At 34.0% G+C, this 17,793-nt stretch carries 9 protein-coding genes; 6 read left to right on the plus strand and 3 right to left on the minus strand.

The features are described 5' to 3' along the window. Nucleotides 1–2 precede the first annotated feature (2 nt). The 5 genes from PQF96_RS22630 (at nt 3) to PQF96_RS22650 (ending at nt 10,454) form a co-directional block, all read left to right on the plus strand. The gene (locus tag PQF96_RS22630) at nt 3–2,327 is read left to right on the plus strand and encodes an ABC transporter permease (protein WP_271768584.1); all 2,325 of its coding nucleotides are present in this window, start codon (nt 3–5) and stop codon (nt 2,325–2,327) included. Between the two features lie 31 nt (nt 2,328–2,358). After that, nucleotides 2,359–4,776, plus strand: coding sequence for an ABC transporter permease (locus PQF96_RS22635; protein ID WP_271768587.1), 2,418 nt, complete (start codon nt 2,359–2,361; stop codon nt 4,774–4,776). A 10-nt stretch (nt 4,777–4,786) separates the two neighbouring features. Further along, entirely contained in the window at nt 4,787–7,294 is a 2,508-nt protein-coding gene (locus PQF96_RS22640) for an ABC transporter permease (protein ID WP_271768590.1), read from the plus strand. An 11-nt stretch (nt 7,295–7,305) separates the two neighbouring features. Beyond that, nucleotides 7,306–9,711, plus strand: coding sequence for an ABC transporter permease (locus PQF96_RS22645; RefSeq protein WP_271768593.1), 2,406 nt, complete (start codon nt 7,306–7,308; stop codon nt 9,709–9,711). 80 nt (nt 9,712–9,791) lie between these two features. Next, a complete protein-coding gene (locus tag PQF96_RS22650; RefSeq protein WP_271768595.1) occupies nt 9,792–10,454 on the plus strand; it encodes an ABC transporter ATP-binding protein in 663 nt (220 codons plus the stop codon). A gap of 192 nt (nt 10,455–10,646) precedes the next feature. Here PQF96_RS22650 and PQF96_RS22655 read toward each other — a convergent pair whose 3' ends face one another. Continuing rightward, nucleotides 10,647–12,152 carry a carboxypeptidase-like regulatory domain-containing protein gene (locus PQF96_RS22655; protein WP_271768596.1) on the minus strand — a complete coding sequence of 502 codons (1,506 nt, stop codon included), beginning with the start codon at nt 12,150–12,152 and terminating at the stop codon, nt 10,647–10,649. 560 nt (nt 12,153–12,712) lie between these two features. On the opposite strand from PQF96_RS22655, the gene PQF96_RS22660 reads away from it, so the two are divergent. Next, nucleotides 12,713–12,985 carry a hypothetical protein gene (locus PQF96_RS22660; RefSeq protein ID WP_271768598.1) on the plus strand — a complete coding sequence of 91 codons (273 nt, stop codon included), beginning with the start codon at nt 12,713–12,715 and terminating at the stop codon, nt 12,983–12,985. A 140-nt stretch (nt 12,986–13,125) separates the two neighbouring features. On the opposite strand, the gene PQF96_RS22665 is transcribed toward PQF96_RS22660, so the two are convergent. Together PQF96_RS22665 and PQF96_RS22670 are read right to left on the minus strand one after the other, a co-directional pair. Further along, on the minus strand, nt 13,126–16,728 hold the full coding sequence (locus PQF96_RS22665; protein WP_271768601.1) for an ABC transporter permease/M1 family aminopeptidase: 3,603 nt from the start codon (nt 16,726–16,728) through the stop codon (nt 13,126–13,128). After that, nucleotides 16,725–17,612, minus strand: coding sequence for an ABC transporter ATP-binding protein (locus PQF96_RS22670; RefSeq protein ID WP_143917593.1), 888 nt, complete (start codon nt 17,610–17,612; stop codon nt 16,725–16,727). Before PQF96_RS22670 ends, PQF96_RS22665 begins: the two co-directional genes overlap by 4 nt. Nucleotides 17,613–17,793 lie beyond the last annotated feature (181 nt).

Below are 17,793 nucleotides of genomic sequence, written 5' to 3' on the forward strand. Positions count from 1 at the left end.
TTATGATTAATGTTATAGGACTGTCTTCTGGATTGGCCTGTGTATTTTTGATCGCTCTTTGGGTATTAGATGAGGTTCAAGTAGATAAAATTCATGAAAATGATGAATACCTGTATCAGGTATGGAATAAGTTTGAAAGCCGCGAAGGTCCTAGAGTCCTTAATTGGACTCCAAGTATTTTGGCAGAAACAATGGCCGATAAATTACCCGAAGTAAAATATGCAGCATCTCAAACAGTGCCTACACAATTTGCTAAAACACCACTTCGAGTAAATAACAAAATTATAAAAACTGCTGGTGTATTTGCTGGCAAAGACTATTTTAATATATTTTCTTATCCTTTGATAGAAGGAGATAAAAATCAGGTACTAGAGGAAATTAATTCGATTGTGATTTCAGAATCTCTGGCAAATCAACTTTTTGGATCTCCAAAAGAAGTAGTAGGAAAAGTAATCGAATGGGATGCAATGGGAATGCTAGGAAAACATCAAGTGAGTGGTGTTTTTAAAGATATTCCTACTAATTCAACAACTCATTTCGATTTTATATTACCATTAGCGGCATATAAAAAAGGAATTATACATAATGGCGGAAAAAATGATTGGGTTAATAATAACCCGATAACGTATATTTTACTAAATGAAGGAACGAATGTACAGGAATTTGCTGCTAAAATAGAAAACTTCTCGAAGCTACAAGACGAAGATGTTGAAGCAGATCTTATAATCACTAAATACTCATCTAATTATCTGTACAGTAATTTTGAAAATGGGAAACAAACTTCTGGACGTATGAATTATGTATACTTATTTTCCTGTATTGCATTATTTATTTTGACCATTGCTTGTATCAATTTCATGAATCTTTCTACAGCGAATGCATCAAGACGTTTAAAAGAAATAGGGGTTAAAAAAGCATTGGGATCCAAAAGAACTACGCTTATTACACAGTATTTTGGAGAATCGGTAATGACTGCGTTTATTTCTCTATTATTTGCGCTTTTAGTAGTGTTTCTTTTTATCCCACAATTTAATGTAATTACTGGTAAAACATTATCCTTAAGTTTTGAACCTTTGACTTTTGGTTTACTATTATTAATTGCTCTTTTTACTGGGGTATTGGCAGGAAGTTATCCTGCATTACATCTTTCTCGTTTTAAACCGGTAACCATTTTAAGAGGTCAATTAAAAAATTCTTGGGGAGAAGTTTGGGTCAGAAAAGGGTTAGTGATATTTCAATTTTCATTATCAATTATTTTAATTATAGCAGTGTTATTAGTTTCTCAACAAGTGGATTATGTACGGTCCAAAAACCTGGGAATGGATAAGGACAATGTTGTTTATTTTAGTCAGGAGGGTCACTTAAGACAAAATGCTGAGGCATTTTTAAAAGAATTAAAAACGTTTCCAAACATAGTTAATGCTGCTATGACCAGTCAAAATATCATAGGAACAAACATTAATACAACCGGGGGGGTAGTTTGGACAGGTAACGAAGAAGAACGTCAATCCCGTTTTAAAACACTTCGTATAGGTCATGATTTTATAGAGACCATGGATATGAAAATTAAAGAAGGTAGATCCTTTTCTCGGCAGTTTCCCGCAGACAGTGCTGCAATAGTTTTTAATGAAACCGCCATAAAGATGATGGGGATCAAAAATCCAATTGGAAAAACAATTCGTTACGGATCTACTCAATATACGATTATAGGAATCTTAAAAGACTTTCATTTTCAATCTTTTCGAGAAACTGTACGTCCCATGTTTTTTAGATTAAATAATAATAGATCCAATTTAGAATTTGTAGTTCGAATTGCTAGTGGAACAGAAAAAGAAACACTTACGATGCTTGCAGATGCATATGCCAAATTTAATCCTGGGTATGTATTTGAATATAGTTTCTTAGACACAGATTTTCAGGCACAGTATGCAGCAGAACAACGTGTAGCTTCCTTATCAAAGTATTTTGCGGGCCTAGCTATTTTAATCTCTTGTCTAGGTTTGTTTGGTTTAGCGATGTATACAGCAGAGCGAAGACGAAAAGAGATTAGTATTAGAAAAGTACTGGGGCAAAGCGTTTCTCAGGTTACAATTATGTTATCTGGCGAATTTGCGAAGTTAGTATTGATAGCTATAGGTATTGCAATACCCATAGCATATCTATTGGCAGGTAATTGGTTATCAAGTTTTGCATATAGAATCCCTTTAAAAATATGGTATTTCATAGGTGCAGGTTGTATAGCCTTATTTGTTGCTTTGCTCACGGTTGGATCACAAGCAATAGGTGCAGCAAATAAAAACCCTGTTGATGGATTAAAAGAAGAATAAGGAGAATCAGAATATCAAAAAACAAAAAGTTATGTTTAAAAATTATATCAAAATAGCCTGGAGGAACTTATTAAAAAACAAGTTTTTTTCACTCATCAATATCTTTGGGTTAGCAGTAGGATTGGCTACATGTTTTCTTTTGATGTTATATGTATTTAGTGAAACAAGTTATGATAAGCATCATAAGGATATAAATCAGATATATCGCGTAGCTCTAGAAGCTGATGGAGAAAAATGGGCTGCAGGTCCTGCACCATTAGCCCAAGGTTTGGCCTCTGATTTCCCTGAAATTGAAGAGGCAACACGTATCCTTAATTTTCCGACAACAGATAAAATGCTTTTAAAAGATGAGAGTACTAATATTAAATTTTATGAAACCAATGGGTATTATGTAGATTCTACTTTTTTTAAAGTATTCACATATGATTTTTCTTACGGAGATCTAAAAACGGCACTCAATCAACCTAATACCGTAGTGATTTCTGAAGCTATTGCCCATAAATTATATGGTAATGCAAATCCAATTGATAAAGTAATTAATATTGAAATCCCCTACGGAAAATACAATTACACCGTTAAAGGAGTTTTTAAAAACAATAGCACTAAGTCGCATATTAATGCAAACCTTTTTCTCTCTATGCAAAACACAGATATAGGAGAGTGGGTAGGTCAACAAACCAACTGGGCATACAATAATATTTTTCATACGTATATCAAACTTGGAAAAGGAACCAATGCTATTGCTTTTGAAGAAAAGCTACCTGCTTTTCTAGAACGTAACGCTGCTGTTGATTTTAAGGAAATGAATCTTTCTAAAGAACTATTTCTGCAGCCGGTAAAAGATATTTACCTAAAATCTGATATAGGTAATGAACTTTCTGTAAATGGTAATATGACATACCTGTATATTTTTGGTTCTATAGCAGCTTTCTTATTGCTGATTGCATGTATTAATTTCATGAATCTTTCTACAGCGCGTTCAGAAAAAAGAGCAAAAGAAGTAGGAGTACGCAAAGTAATGGGAGCACATAAAAAATCATTGATATTTCAGTATTTGGGGGAATCTTTGATGATGTCTGTATTGGCGTTAGGCCTTTCTGTGGTGATTGTAGTATTATTTTTACCAATTTTTAATAAGTTTTCACAGAAAGAGCTTGTCTTTTTAGAGAGCCCGCAACTCATATTCTGGGGTATTGGCCTTACACTTTTTACAGGCCTTCTTTCGGGATTGTACCCTGCATTTTACTTGTCTTCTTTTAAGATAACAACCGTATTAAAAGGAAAATTGGTCAATAGCTTTTCTGCAACTTTTATTCGCAAAGGATTAGTCGTTTTTCAATTCGCAATATCGGTATGCTTAATTTTAGTAGCGGTTGTCATCGCAAAACAATTAGATTTTATTAAGAACCAAGACCTTGGGTTTAAAAAAGATCAACAAATTATATTACCCTTGCGAAGCACGACTGCAGTAGATAATTACAATGCTTTCAAAAATGAAATGCTTAAGAACCCAAAAGTAGCTTCGGTTTCTGCGGGATCTACTTATCCGGGTTTTGACCTGGTACAGGATATGTTCATCTATGCTGAAGATAAATCCTTGGATGATAAAGTCGAAATTCATTATGCCCAGGCCAATGAAGATTATATCAAAACATTGGGGTATACATTAATAAAAGGTAGGCTTTTATCTACAAATCCAGAAGCAGATCTTGATGGAGTAGTACTTAATGAAACTGCTATTAAACAACTAGGATATGATGCTAATAATGCCATAGGAAAAAAAGTACATTACGAGTTTGATAATCAGCAACAGTCATTACAAATTGTTGGTGTAATTAAAGATTTTCATTCACGTAGTTTCCATAAAAGCATTTTGCCTTATGCTATACGAAAATTTGATAAGGGTAATCAGCCCAATTATTTTATTGTAAATATTAAAGAAGGGCAATTTGATAATGCATTGTCTAGTGTGAAAGGAGTTTGGAAAAAAATAAATCCTGAAGTTCCATTTCAATATTCTTTTTTAGATCAGGATTTCCAAAGAAATTATGAACGAGAACAACGTATGTCTAATGTAATTATGTGTTTTACATTCATTGCCATTTTTATAGCGTGTCTGGGATTATTAGGATTGGCTTCGTTTACAACAGAACAACGAAAAAAAGAAGTCGGAATACGTAGGGTTCTTGGGGCGTCTGTATTAGGAATTACCACGTTACTGTCTAAGGATTTTTTAAAGTTGGTGGTTATCGCTATTCTTTTTGCAAGTCCGATTTCATATTATCTGGGGAGCAGATGGCTAGAAGGTTTTGCATATCATATTAATATTAGTTGGGGATTATTTGTTATTGCTGGTGGAGTAGCATTAGGTATCGCTTTTGCAACGGTAAGTTTTCAGGTTATAAAAGCAGCTGTATCTAACCCTGTTAAAAGTTTACGAACAGAATAAAAGGAAAATTATGATTAAGAACTATATCAAAATAGCCTGGAGAAATGCCATTCGACAAAAACAATTTACAATTCTAAATATATTAGGACTTAGTATCGGTATTGCAACTTGTTTTATTATTGGCTTATATGTTCATAGCGAAATGACGTATGATACCTTTCATGAAAAAGCAGATCGTATATACAGAGTGAATCAACCCAATATTTGGGGAGATTGGGACGAAATGGTTTCTAGCACAGGACCTAATGTAGCTACTGCACTAAGAGCAGATGCACCAGAGTTTGAAGAAGTAACAAGACTTTTGAGTACCGGAAGACAAACAATTCGTGCTAACCATAATAATAAAGTTAATTTCTATAATGAAAGCCGTTACTTTGCAGCCGAAGAGAATGTTTTTGATGTATTTTCCTTTCAGTTTCTTCAGGGAGATCCAAAAACAGCACTTAGTGAGCCTCTTACTATGGTGATGACCAAAGAAACAGCAGAACGTTATTTTGGTGATGATGACCCTATGGGAAAAACATTGGAGGTTAAGGATTATGATGGTTCCTGGAAAACATATACTGTACAAGGTATTATTGCTGAGGTTCCTTATAAATCGCACCTTCAGTTTGATATGATCGTTTCTTTAAAAAGCTATTCAGAAATGATGGATGCTAATGGATGGAAATGGATATGGACAGCATTTGCAACCTATGGTCTGGTAAAAGAAGGAACCGATATGAAGGCGTTTACTGATAAAATTCAGGCAATACCCCCAAAATGGGCTCCACCAACAACCGAACGTATTTTTAACCAGACATTTGATGAGTTTACAGCTGGACATGCCTGGACATTAGATCTTCAACCACTTAGAGAGATATACTTATCAGAATCTCCTAATTTTAATGTTTTTGGACCTTCTGGTAATCCTATGTTTGTGAAGATATTTGGAGCTATTGGTATTCTGGTACTTATTTTATCCAGTATCAATTTCATGAACCTTTCTACAGCGCGATCCTCCAAAAGAGCAAAGGAGATAGGAGTAAGAAAAGTTCTGGGATCAAAACGAAAAGCATTGATCAAACAGTTTGTATTAGAATCAACACTTTTTGTATTGGCAGGTACGATTATCGCTTTGGTATTAGTACAAGTATCCTTACATACATTTAATGATATTGCAGAAGTACAACTAGCATTAATTCCGTACCTCATCAATCCCATATTTTTGGGAATCGTGGTACTATTTATATTAGGCTTAGGTCTTATATCTGGAAGTTATCCGGCTTTTTATCTTTCTATGTTTGAACCTGTAGAAACACTAAAAGGAAAAATCAGTAATAAGTTTAGAGGAAAAGGAATTAGAAACGGACTAGTGGTATTTCAATTTACCATTTCTATTGCATTGGTTATTTGTACACTATTTGTTCAAAAACAATTATCATATACTTCTACTCTTGATATAGGATTTGAAAAGGATAATATTTTGCAGATTCATAATATAGAACAGATGGGATTTGACACAGAATCACTTAAAGCAAAATTTGCATCAAACCCTGCATTTTCTAAAGTTGGTAAATCTTTTGGGATACCTCCAAACATATGGTCCGGAGATCGATACAAAGCTCTGGGACCCGAAAATGATGTGGTTCAGCTTAGAAATGTAAGAGCAGAAGAGGACTATCTCGATGTATTGGGAGTAGAATTTGTTGCAGGAGGTAATTTTGATTCCTCCCGACCTAATGATAAGTATAAAGTGATACTCAATGAGAAGGCAGTTAAAACATTAGGCTGGGGCTCAAAAGAAATGTATGCTACAGACTCTCCAATCGGAAAAATAGTGGCTCTCGCTTCTGGAAGCGAAGATGAATTTGAAGTCTTGGGAGTGGTAAAGGATTTTAATTTTAATAGTGTACATCAGGAAATAGGACCATTGGTTATTATCCACCATCAAAATGATAAAGTTTGGGATTATGGAGCAGGATTGTCTTTTTACTCCATGAAACTCAATCCAGAAGTAGTGAAGACTGCAACTGACCTGCAAGCTTTGGTCGAAAATGTAAAAGATGAGATTGCACAGATGGATCCATCAGTACCTTTTGAGTATAGTTTTATGGATCAGGAATTTGAAAACACCTTCGAGTCAGAACAACGAATGGGAGTTGTACTAAATATATTCACTCTTATGGCGCTTATTATTGCATGTCTTGGATTATTTGGTTTGGCTGCCTTTACAGCAGAACAGCGGGTAAAAGAATTAAGTATTAGAAAAGTATTGGGAGCCAAAGTATCAGAATTAGCAGTATTATTTTCATCAGAATTTGCCAAACTTATAGGAGTTTCGATTCTGTTAGCTTCACCTCTTGCTTATTTTCTGGTTGATGAATGGCTTAAAGGATTTGCCTATAGAACCCCGATCGATATATGGGTATTTATATTGGCTGCACTATGTGCGGTGATTATTACATTGCTAACTGTTGGCTTTCAAACGGTTAAAGCAGCATCATCTAATCCAATACATAATTTACGAACCGAGTAAAAGAAAACGTGATGATTAAAAACTATATCAAAATAGCCTGGAGAAATCTTTTGAAAAATAAAGTGAATACTGCTATTAATATCTTTGGATTGTCCATAGGGATTAGTACTTGTATGGTCATATTGATTTTTGTGAGGTATGAATCTAATTTTGATCACTATCACGAAAAAGCAGAAAACACGTATCGGGTAGTTCAACATAATCAATTACCCGATCAGACGTTATATTGGAATACTACGGCATACCCCTTAGCATCGGCACTACGTAATGATTTTCCCGAAATTGATATGGTTACTCAGACTGCTGGACCAGTAAGTCGCGAGTTTAGTATTGAAGACGGAGAAAGAGACTTAATACGATTCGAGGAATCTCATGTATTGTTTGCAGACCCTTTCTTTCTTAAAACATTTGATATCGAATGGATTGCAGGAGATTTCAATACTGCACTTTCAGATATCAATTCGATTATATTGACAGAAGAATTGGCGAACAAGTATTTTCCCGAACATAACGAGAATTATCAATCGATTCTGGGCAAAACCATAGCTCTACAAAGTAAAGATCCACTTAAAGTTACTGGTGTTATAAAAAGTGCTCCCGGAAACTCTAATCAACGATACAACATATTGATTCCGTATGAATTCTTTAAAATTAATAACCCCTATTTCTCAGGAAATTGGTCTGGGAATTACCAGGGAACGACCTATGTAGTTTTACAAAATGAAGAATTGAGGAAACCTCTAGAGGCTAAAATTGCTAGCTGGAAGAAAAAATACCTAAAACCAGAAGATGATAAACGTATTTCATATTTTCTCCAACCATTAACAGAAATTCATAACGAAACATTATATGGCAGTAGCCCTGGCGGATATATTTTGCCGTCAAAAATTCTCTTTACGGCTTCGATTGTAGCCTTATTTATTTTGGTCATTGCTATCGTTAACTTTATCAATTTACTTACTGCACAATCGATATCTAGATCAAAAGAAGTGGGTATTCGTAAAGTCTTAGGGAGTAAAAGAAGAGATTTAATACGTCAGTTCATCTTTGAAAATAGTATCATTATTATAGGGACATTATGTATTTCTGTTGCTATTGTGAGTGCCTTACTACATCAGTTAAATACTAATTTATCTATTATTGATTTGAAGCTTCAGTTTGCCTGGAGTCATATAGGTTTGATTCTACTCATCGGTTGTTTTACCATTCTTCTGGCAGCTATTTATCCTGCTATCGTTCTTTCTGCATATAGACCAATACAAGCATTAAAGAATAGAATTCAGCTACGCGGAACGGGAAATTTTAATCTACGTAGATCATTAATTGTATTTCAGTTTGTTATTGTTCAGCTTTTTGTCATTGCAGCGATAGTTGTGGCCTTACAGATGAATTATTTTAAGAATGAATCTATGGGGTTTTCATCAAATGCTGTAGTGATGACACCAACACCAGAGTTTTCAAAATTGGAAGTGTTTAGAAACGTACTGTTAGAAAACAATAACATTTCTAAAGTTAGTTTTGGTTCTGGTCCTCCTATGGCAGTTCATGGCTTTCAGTTAGGAACAAGTTTTCGTCGTCCAGAACAGACAGTAGAGGAATCTTTGGATGCTGAGATGAAAATAGGAGATGTTAATTATCTGGATTTTTATGATTTAGAACTCCTGGCCGGAAGAAATTTTACTTCCAATAAAGAAACCTTTGATGAATTTATTGTGAATGAAACCTTACTGAAATCCTATAACTGGACACCAGAAGAGGCGATCGGAAAGAAAATTCAGATTAATGAAGGTCAAGCCACTATTGTTGGAGTAGTAAAAGACTATCATAATAATTCCTTTCAGTATGAGATTACTCCATGTATTATTTTAAATTGGGAGTATTATCAAAATCAGGCATTTATCAAAATTGGAAATGAGAATTATGAATCCCTTGCGATGATTAAGGAGGTATGGGAAGATACGTTTACCTCTTCGATATATCGATATGATTTCTTAGATGATGCTATCGAAAAAGAATATGTTCTGGAGCGATTGGTGTTTAATGGATTTACCATTTTTTCTATTCTCGCCATATGCATAGGGTGTCTTGGTCTTTTTGGCTTGATGTCGTTTATTACTTCAAGAAAAACCAAAGAGATTGGAATTCGAAAGGTGATGGGAGCCAGCATCTTGCAAATTCTTTCTTTTTTTACAAAGGAGTTTATGCGCTTAGTCGCTTTGGCATTTATCATTGCCGTTCCTGTTGTATATTATCTTATGAATTTATGGCTTGAAGGGTTTACGTATCGTATTGATATATCGATTTGGATGCTTTTAAGTGGCGGACTAATCACTTTTATAATTTCGGTAATCACATGTAGTTTTCAGTCCATAAAAGCAGCGTTGGCAAATCCGATTCATGCGCTTAGAGAAGAATAAAAACAATACATCAATTCTTATAAATTGTATGTAAAATCAAATGATATAAATATTAATTATAAAAAATAAAACAAATACAGATGCTATTAAATTTAAAGAATATTTCGAAGTGGGTACATTCTGGAGGACAGAAGGTTTTCTTATTAAAAGATATTAATTTTTGGGTTAATGAAGGAGATTTTATCTCTATTATGGGACCTTCTGGATCAGGAAAATCAACTTTACTAAATGTAATTGGAATGTTGGATGATTTTAATGAAGGAGAATATACATTTTTGGATGAATCTGTTCATACGCTCAAAGAGAAACACCGCGCCAACTTATATAAGCAATATGTAGGATTTGTTTTTCAGGCATACCACTTAATTGATGAATTAACGGTCAAGGAAAACCTGGAAATGCCATTATTATACAAAAAACACAGTGCTTCTGAGCGAAAATCACTCGTTGGAGATATGCTAGATCGTTTTAATATTGTGGGTAAAAAAGATCTTTTTCCTGCTCAATTAAGTGGTGGGCAGCAGCAATTGGTAGGAGTAGCCAGAGCACTTATTGCGAGTCCAAAACTTATCCTTGCCGATGAACCTACCGGGAACCTGAATTCTAAACAAGGGGAAGAAATTATGGAGATCTTTACACAACTTAATAAAGAAGGTGTAACTATTATACAGGTAACACATTCTGAAAAAAATATGGCCTATGGATCGAGAGTGATTAATTTGTTGGATGGGAATATTGTTTAGGTATTGTTGCATCTCGATAGTCCTGCTGAGTTTATCGAAGTGTAGTTAAAAGAGTCATATAGATCCCAGCTTACGCTGGGATGACAACTTAATAATCATTATTTTAAACATTTTAGTTTTGTCATTCCGGACTTGATCCGGAATCTATTATAATTGTCTTTCTAATCTAAACTGGGGATGACAATAATACAATCATTCACTCTCTGGGGCTACGGTAAACTGTTTTATGGCCGCATTGGGCTCAATGATATTATACCCCTTCCAGAATTCTGGGTTGTATCTTGATAGGTATTCAGGCCTGATGGACTTGTTTTCTATGCTACCATTATAATCGGTTTCGGTTAAGGATTTAGAATCAAAAACTACTATTTCATATTTAGAAACATTACCAATACCGGCATCGATCTCCAGAGATAATTCATTTTGTTTGCGTTTTCCCTTAACGTGTTTGTTCTTTTCGATTACTTTTAGCGGTCGATCCACACCAAAAAGATTACCCTTTATTTTTTCGAGGTACTTTACCGTGTATTTATTATCCTGTCCTTTAGTAAAAATTGTTGTTCCTTTATAAAGGTTTTCCTGGTAGCTAAGTCCAAGCAGTCTAAAATTGCGTAAGTTTTTTACATTAGTATAATCAACACGCATGATGGCAAAGTCTTCGGTATTTACATATATAGTCCCCTTAAAATCTTCTCTTCTTTTAGGCGAAAAATTGATGATGTATACGCTACTGTCATCCATATAGGTGTAATCAATCAACTCAAACTCATATCGTCCTGATTTACTGATAAAATTTACTGTGGGATCTTCCTGAAAGAACATATTTTTAAAAAGCCCTTCTATTGCCATTCTTCTATATTTAAGAAACTCACTTTTTTCCTCTTTTTTATCATTGATCTCATCTTTGGCTGCTTTGGCTTCCTCACTCTGTTCGAGGATAGAATCTACTTGTACTTTGGTGCCAAATAATCCCGATTTAATTTTTAGATAAGAATCAGGTTTTACATTGTCTTTAAAGATTTTTTCTAACTTTTCTGACATTGCTTCCATAGAACCCGAATTATTTTTGTCGTATAATTCTGCAGCTTTAATGATATTGATTTTTCGTTTTTCGACACTACCATAATAATCACATAGGGTCTCTATATAATATTCTGATTTTCTTGGGATAATAGTAATCACACTATCGATAAATTCTTCATTAAGTTCTTCGATGGTGGATTTTTTAAACTCCACATCCAGTTTCTTCATGGTATTAAACTCAGATTGTCTAAAAAACAAACGCTTTTGCGTCATATCAAAATGATAATTCTGTGCTAATCGTTCCTCAACTTTATCCATGATTTCGTCTATAGTATAATTCTTGTTAGACAGGTATACACTTTTTAACTCTATCGCCTTGGGTTGGATATAAATGATACTATCTATTGCGGGCTGTACTGCAATACCTATTTTTTCATATCCCATAGAAGAGATATAGATAGAATCTGCAGAGGCATTTGCCTGACCCATATGTATCGTAAACCTTCCTTCTTCATTGGTAATGACCCCATCATTTTCTGATATCTGGATCGTGGCAAATGGTATAGGCTGGTTGGTTTTTTTATCTACCACTTTAGAAGTAATTGTTTGTGCAGAGCCTATAGTACCCACAAGACCAATTAAAAATGAAAAGATGATGGTTTTATTATATATCATTATGATGAAGTTTATATCAAACACGTTTCTATACCTATAGACAATATTTAGACGCAAATAGTTGCCTGACATGTCAATAAATAATAATGAATATCAAAAACATATGAAACACAATGGTTTTGATAGTGTAAAAGGAAGACTACAATATGGAAGAATTGTTACAATGGGGTGTGATGTAATCTGTTTTTTTTAGTTACTTAAGCTTGACTGATTCCTTCGCTATGCTCGGAATGACGATTTTTCAGACGGTCTACTCACATCTAATAAGGACTAATGCTTTGTAGTTTGAGACCCTGAAAGAAGTTCAGAGTGATGTGAATCACATTGTATAGTAGATATTCATAAAAGAGGAAGCCAGGCAAGTACGTATTACTTGCCTGGCTTCCTCTCTTCATTATTTTCATCAAAAAGATCCAATGGAACGTCTTTTTGGTTCATCGTTTTATAATCGTGTCTCAAAATTGAACCCTCAAAGTCCAAAAATGAGTGTCAGAAGTCCAATTTTAGAAGAAGTTAAAAATTACAATACTCACATACTAATTTATCAAAGGGAAAACAGTATGAATATTATAATGAAACATATCAAAATCATAGAACGTGTAGATCAATCAATTCGATTACAAGCAACAGGGTCTCCAGAAGATTTTTCGGCTCGTTTAGGAATTTCAAAAACCAAGCTTTATCGTATTATTAATGTCATGAAAACATTAGACGCTCCTATTGAGTATGATCTTTCTTTACAGAGTTTTGTCTATAGAGAAACCGTAAGTTTTGCATTTGGATTCTATGCCAAAGATCAAAGCCCAGAACAGATAAATCCATTTGTGGGATAGTGTCAGGTGCTTGAATGCGTAAGTTTAGAGTTAGAATTGAAAATTGGAAGTGTGGATATGGGATTAGGTTTTTACCTGATCATAAAAAAATCACGGCCGAGACAGCGCTTCTCAATCGTGATTTTTACAACTAACTAAAATTACTCTTCTTCAACAGGCCTTAGGTTATCACCAGAATTCCTGTCGATTAATTTATTATAAGGATCAATACCTGCTTTTATAGGTTTATTATCCGTAATGATAGTGAAGGTATTTTCACCAGGGTGTAACCATTTTCGTTCCAGGTAATATGGATTTTTAAGAGGAACTTCTTGGTCATCTACGATATCTTTACCAAATAATCCAACCTCGATATAATTGGTTTTGTCATCAATACGTTCTTCTTTTCCTGTATCGTCATAATAGATTTTCTGAGCATTAACAGTAAAAGTAGTTTCATAGGTATCATTATCCAGTTTCTTTGTTTTGGCCTGTACGACACGGTTTTCGTATAAGGCTATTTTGGTAAATCCATCTTCTACAGCATATTTTAGAGAATCTGGGGCTACTTTATAAATGGCATTATACAAGTTTTCTGAAGTGGGATACACCCCTTTTTCAAAATTCTTATATTCATTAAGAAAATCTTTGAGCGCAGTATTTATTTTTTCCTCTCCAATAATATCCTGAAGCTCGTACATGACCATAGACCCTTTACGATACCAGATATGCGGTCCTACTTCGACATTGATTAAGGAGCGTTCGGGTTTAAAGCTAAAAGCTCTGCTTCTTAAATAGTCATCCAAAGAATATTTAAGGAAATTTTTGATTCCGTTTTCTCCATATTGATGCTTCATAGTCATAAGAGATGAATATTCTGCCAGTGTTTCTGAAATGATATTGGCTCCCGAGGTTTTACTAGGAGTTACAATATGTCCCCACCATTGATGAGCTACTTCGTGAGTAGTGACTCTAAAGGCATAATTAAAATCCTCGGCTTTATCAAAATTAGCAGCAAATCCAAAATCTTCAGAGTAGGGGATAGTCGTTACAAATGATTGTGCAAAGGTAGCATGCGCCGGAAATTCTACTATTCTTATCACCGAGTTAGGATACTCATAAAAGTTTTTAGAGCAATAGTCTAATGCTACTCGTGTGCCTTCAACAAAATGTTTGAGGTTACGCTTGTGTTTTGGAGAATGGTAAATTTCTATGGCTACCTCTTTCCCGCTAGGAGCAGTCCAACTGGATTTTTCAATATCATATCGGGCGGATACGACATTAAAAAACAGATCGGTTTGTGACTCTAATTTGTAATGATAATATGCCCTGTTATTTTCATTCCATTCCTTTATTAATTTTCCTGGAGCTAAAGCGATTTGATCATCGGCAGTACTTACTACAGCTTCAAAATTAATATAATTAGCATCTTCGTTAAATAGATTCTTTTTAAGGGCTAAAGAATCTGTTCGGGGAGGATAGAGATAATCCAGTTTTTCTAATCCGTGTTTTACACGTACTCCATTATCAATAAGACTTCTTTCAAAATGAAATCTCGGAAAAATACTACTATTAAAGAAAGACCCATTATGTAATACCTCGGTTTCTAAATCATTAGCAAATCCTTTGGTTTCTGATGATACTTCTATAGTAAGCTCTGCTTTTTCATTAGGAAGCATAGCCTTGGGTAGCTTATAAAAATACATTCTATATACCGAGTCAGATACGACGGGATGTAATGATGTACCATTATAAATCACTTTTTTTAGATAGGTATTAGGACCAGGATATTGAATCTCCAGCAGTAAAGTGTCAATCGGAGTATCATAAGAGTTAATGATTTTATATTCTCCTTTTGCTTTTACATTTCGTTCTTTAGGGAATACATCAATATATGCTTTTAGATCTGTGACCTGCGGATGAGCTTGACCAATATATTTACTGTATTTCTTTTCTGCATCAACCTCTACTTCTTCTGCATAATTGCCATCTTCGAGAGTATTGAGTACTTTAAGGTTATAATAATTATATGCGGTTACAGATATAAAAGCCAATAAAATGACTACAAATGCTAAAATAGTCTTGGCATCAAATCTTTGTTTTGCAAGAGATAAACGTTCTTTGGCTGTAGAAAAGAAACCTCGAGTCCAGAGAACTTTACCAATCATCATTAAGATTGAAGCCATCAGAATCCAATATAGATTAAGCCATGTAATTCCTTCCAGATAATGCCCAAATCCATTTAGGTCACTTAAAAAGATCGGAGTGGTTCCTGTAAAAATATACATCGGATTGACGCTTTTAAAAGCAAAAGCAACCAAAAGTGGTAATCCGACATAGATCAAGATAATAATAAAATGACCTAAGAATTTATTATTGACTAATACATGGATAAAAAATGAAACCAGAATAGTGGTGATAAAACTGGGAAATACCAAAACAAAATTATAAATGATGTACATACCCAGGTCATATCTAAAATACCCATTAAAAGTCTGAAACAAAATACCGATAAAAATATTAGCGATAACCAATGTAAAAGCAATACCGATAAGCGATATTATTTTTGAAAAATATAAACTAGAATTGCTAATGGGCAATGCGTCATAAAACACAAACGTCTTGTTACTTCTTGTTCGATGTACTGCTTCACCAGAATAAATGACTAAAATTATAACACAGAAGAAAGAAATAAGTCCGTTGATATACATAACCACATATCGGGTTAGTGGCAGGTTAGGAGTTCCGTATGTTTCATTGGCACTATATATACTAAATATAGAAAATATGACTCCGATGATTAGGAGAATCAAAAAAACCGGACTTTTAAAAATAGATAAGAATTCAATTTTACTAAGAGAAAGTAAATTGTTTCGTTCTGTTTTTTTGGTGAATACTTGTGTAACCGAAGATACTAATGATGGAGTATACTCTCCGTTCTCTATAGTGTTCTTTTTCTTTCCGGAAAGCAAGAATTTTTTATAATCAAACTTGAAAAAAGTAATTAAAAAAAGAAGTAAGCCTATGCCGAACCATAATATTCTATTGAATAAAAATTTACCATATATAGGAAGTTGGTTTGTATTTAACTCATTGATTGACCAGTATTTTTTAACAAAACTAAAGGCTCTAGTTCCGAAAGGATCTAAGTAAACGCTTAACCATTGATTATCTAAACTTCTTAGTAAATCTCCAGAAATACTATATAATAGAAAAAGACATATTCCGCCAAGATAGATAATGGGCATCTTTTTAAAAAATGCCATCAAACAAAAAAATAGAGATCCAATTAAAAATGCATTGATTTCTAATAAAAATAGAAAAGGAAGCCAATATGATGTAAAATTAAATGAAGTAAAGGTTCCATAATCAGGGCGATCAAGGAACATATTTATACCAAGACCAATAATAATTCCTAAAAGTATAAATAGATTTAATAAAGTAACTATGGTAAAACTCCCCAAAAACCTCCCTAAAACATACGATTTTTGTGTAATTGGAAAAGTAAAATAGGTTTGTGCAGTTTTATGATCCTTATCTCTAAATATCGGAACTCCCATAATTGCAGCATAAAAAAAGATCGAAATAATAGAAACAGGACCGATAATTCCAATAATATTGTTTGGGCTATTTATAAATTCTGGTGTAGAAGATTGCATCAATGCACCCCACATTCCTGCTATGATTAACCCTAAAACGATATAAATCCAGGTAGCGGGTCTTTTTAATCTATATTGTAATTCGAATCGTAAGATTTCTATCATACCGTTACCTCCTCCTGTTCTTTCTTATTGATGCAGTAGAAGTAAAAATCTTCTAAATCATTGTTTATTACTTCAAACCCTTCTCCAGGATTAGATTCGGCATATACATTTACATAAAATTGTCCTGCTCTAAGGTAGTTTGATAATATGGTAAATTCGTTTTCAAGTGTTTCTAATTCTGATTTGTCAATACGCTTTTTAAATACCTTACCATTCAAAGTATTCGAGAGTTCTTGAGGATTTCCTTGTACCAGGATTTTCCCTTCATTAAAAACAGCCATATTTTGACATAGATTGGTCACATCATCCACAATATGGGTACTTAGAATTACAACAGCATTTTCTCCTAACTCACTAAGTAGGTTATGAAAACGGTTACGTTCTAGAGGATCCAGACCAGCCGTGGGTTCATCTACTATGATTAATTTTGGGTTACCTAACAACGCCTGAGCAATACCAAAACGCTGTCGCATTCCTCCCGAATAATCACCGAGGTTACGATCTCTGAATTTGTATAGATTTACTTTATGAAGAAGATCAGCAACATAACCTTTACGTTCCTGGCTGTTGGTAATACCTTTTACCCTAGCAATATGATCAAGCATCATTTTTGCCGAAACCTTTGGGTACACTCCAAAATCTTGTGGTAAATACCCTAGTATTTTTCGCAACTCTCCAGGGTGTTTAAACACATCAATACCATCAAAATCAATTGTGCCCGAGTCTGCTAGTTGCAGAGTAGCTATAGTTCTCATTAAGGTAGATTTACCTGCACCATTGGGTCCCAAAAGGCCAAACATTCCTTTTTCTAATGACAGATTAACATCATTCAAAGCTTGTGTTCCATTGGGATATGTTTTATTGAGGTTTTTTATCGTAAGCATACAGTTGAATTTGCGAGTTAGATATTTCAATGTTAGTAGGTTTTGTTAAGGTTTTGTTACATTATTTGATATATTTTTTAAGTAAAATTACCTTTATAACCAATTATCAACTTGGCTTGAACTAGTACTATTTTTTTATTTTAATTTGACCAATCAAACCCCACTTTTGAATTTCTATTTT

Origin of the sequence: Aquimarina algiphila, assembly GCF_947494415.1 — a bacterium.
Taxonomy (GTDB): Bacteria; Bacteroidota; Bacteroidia; order Flavobacteriales; family Flavobacteriaceae; genus Aquimarina; species Aquimarina algiphila.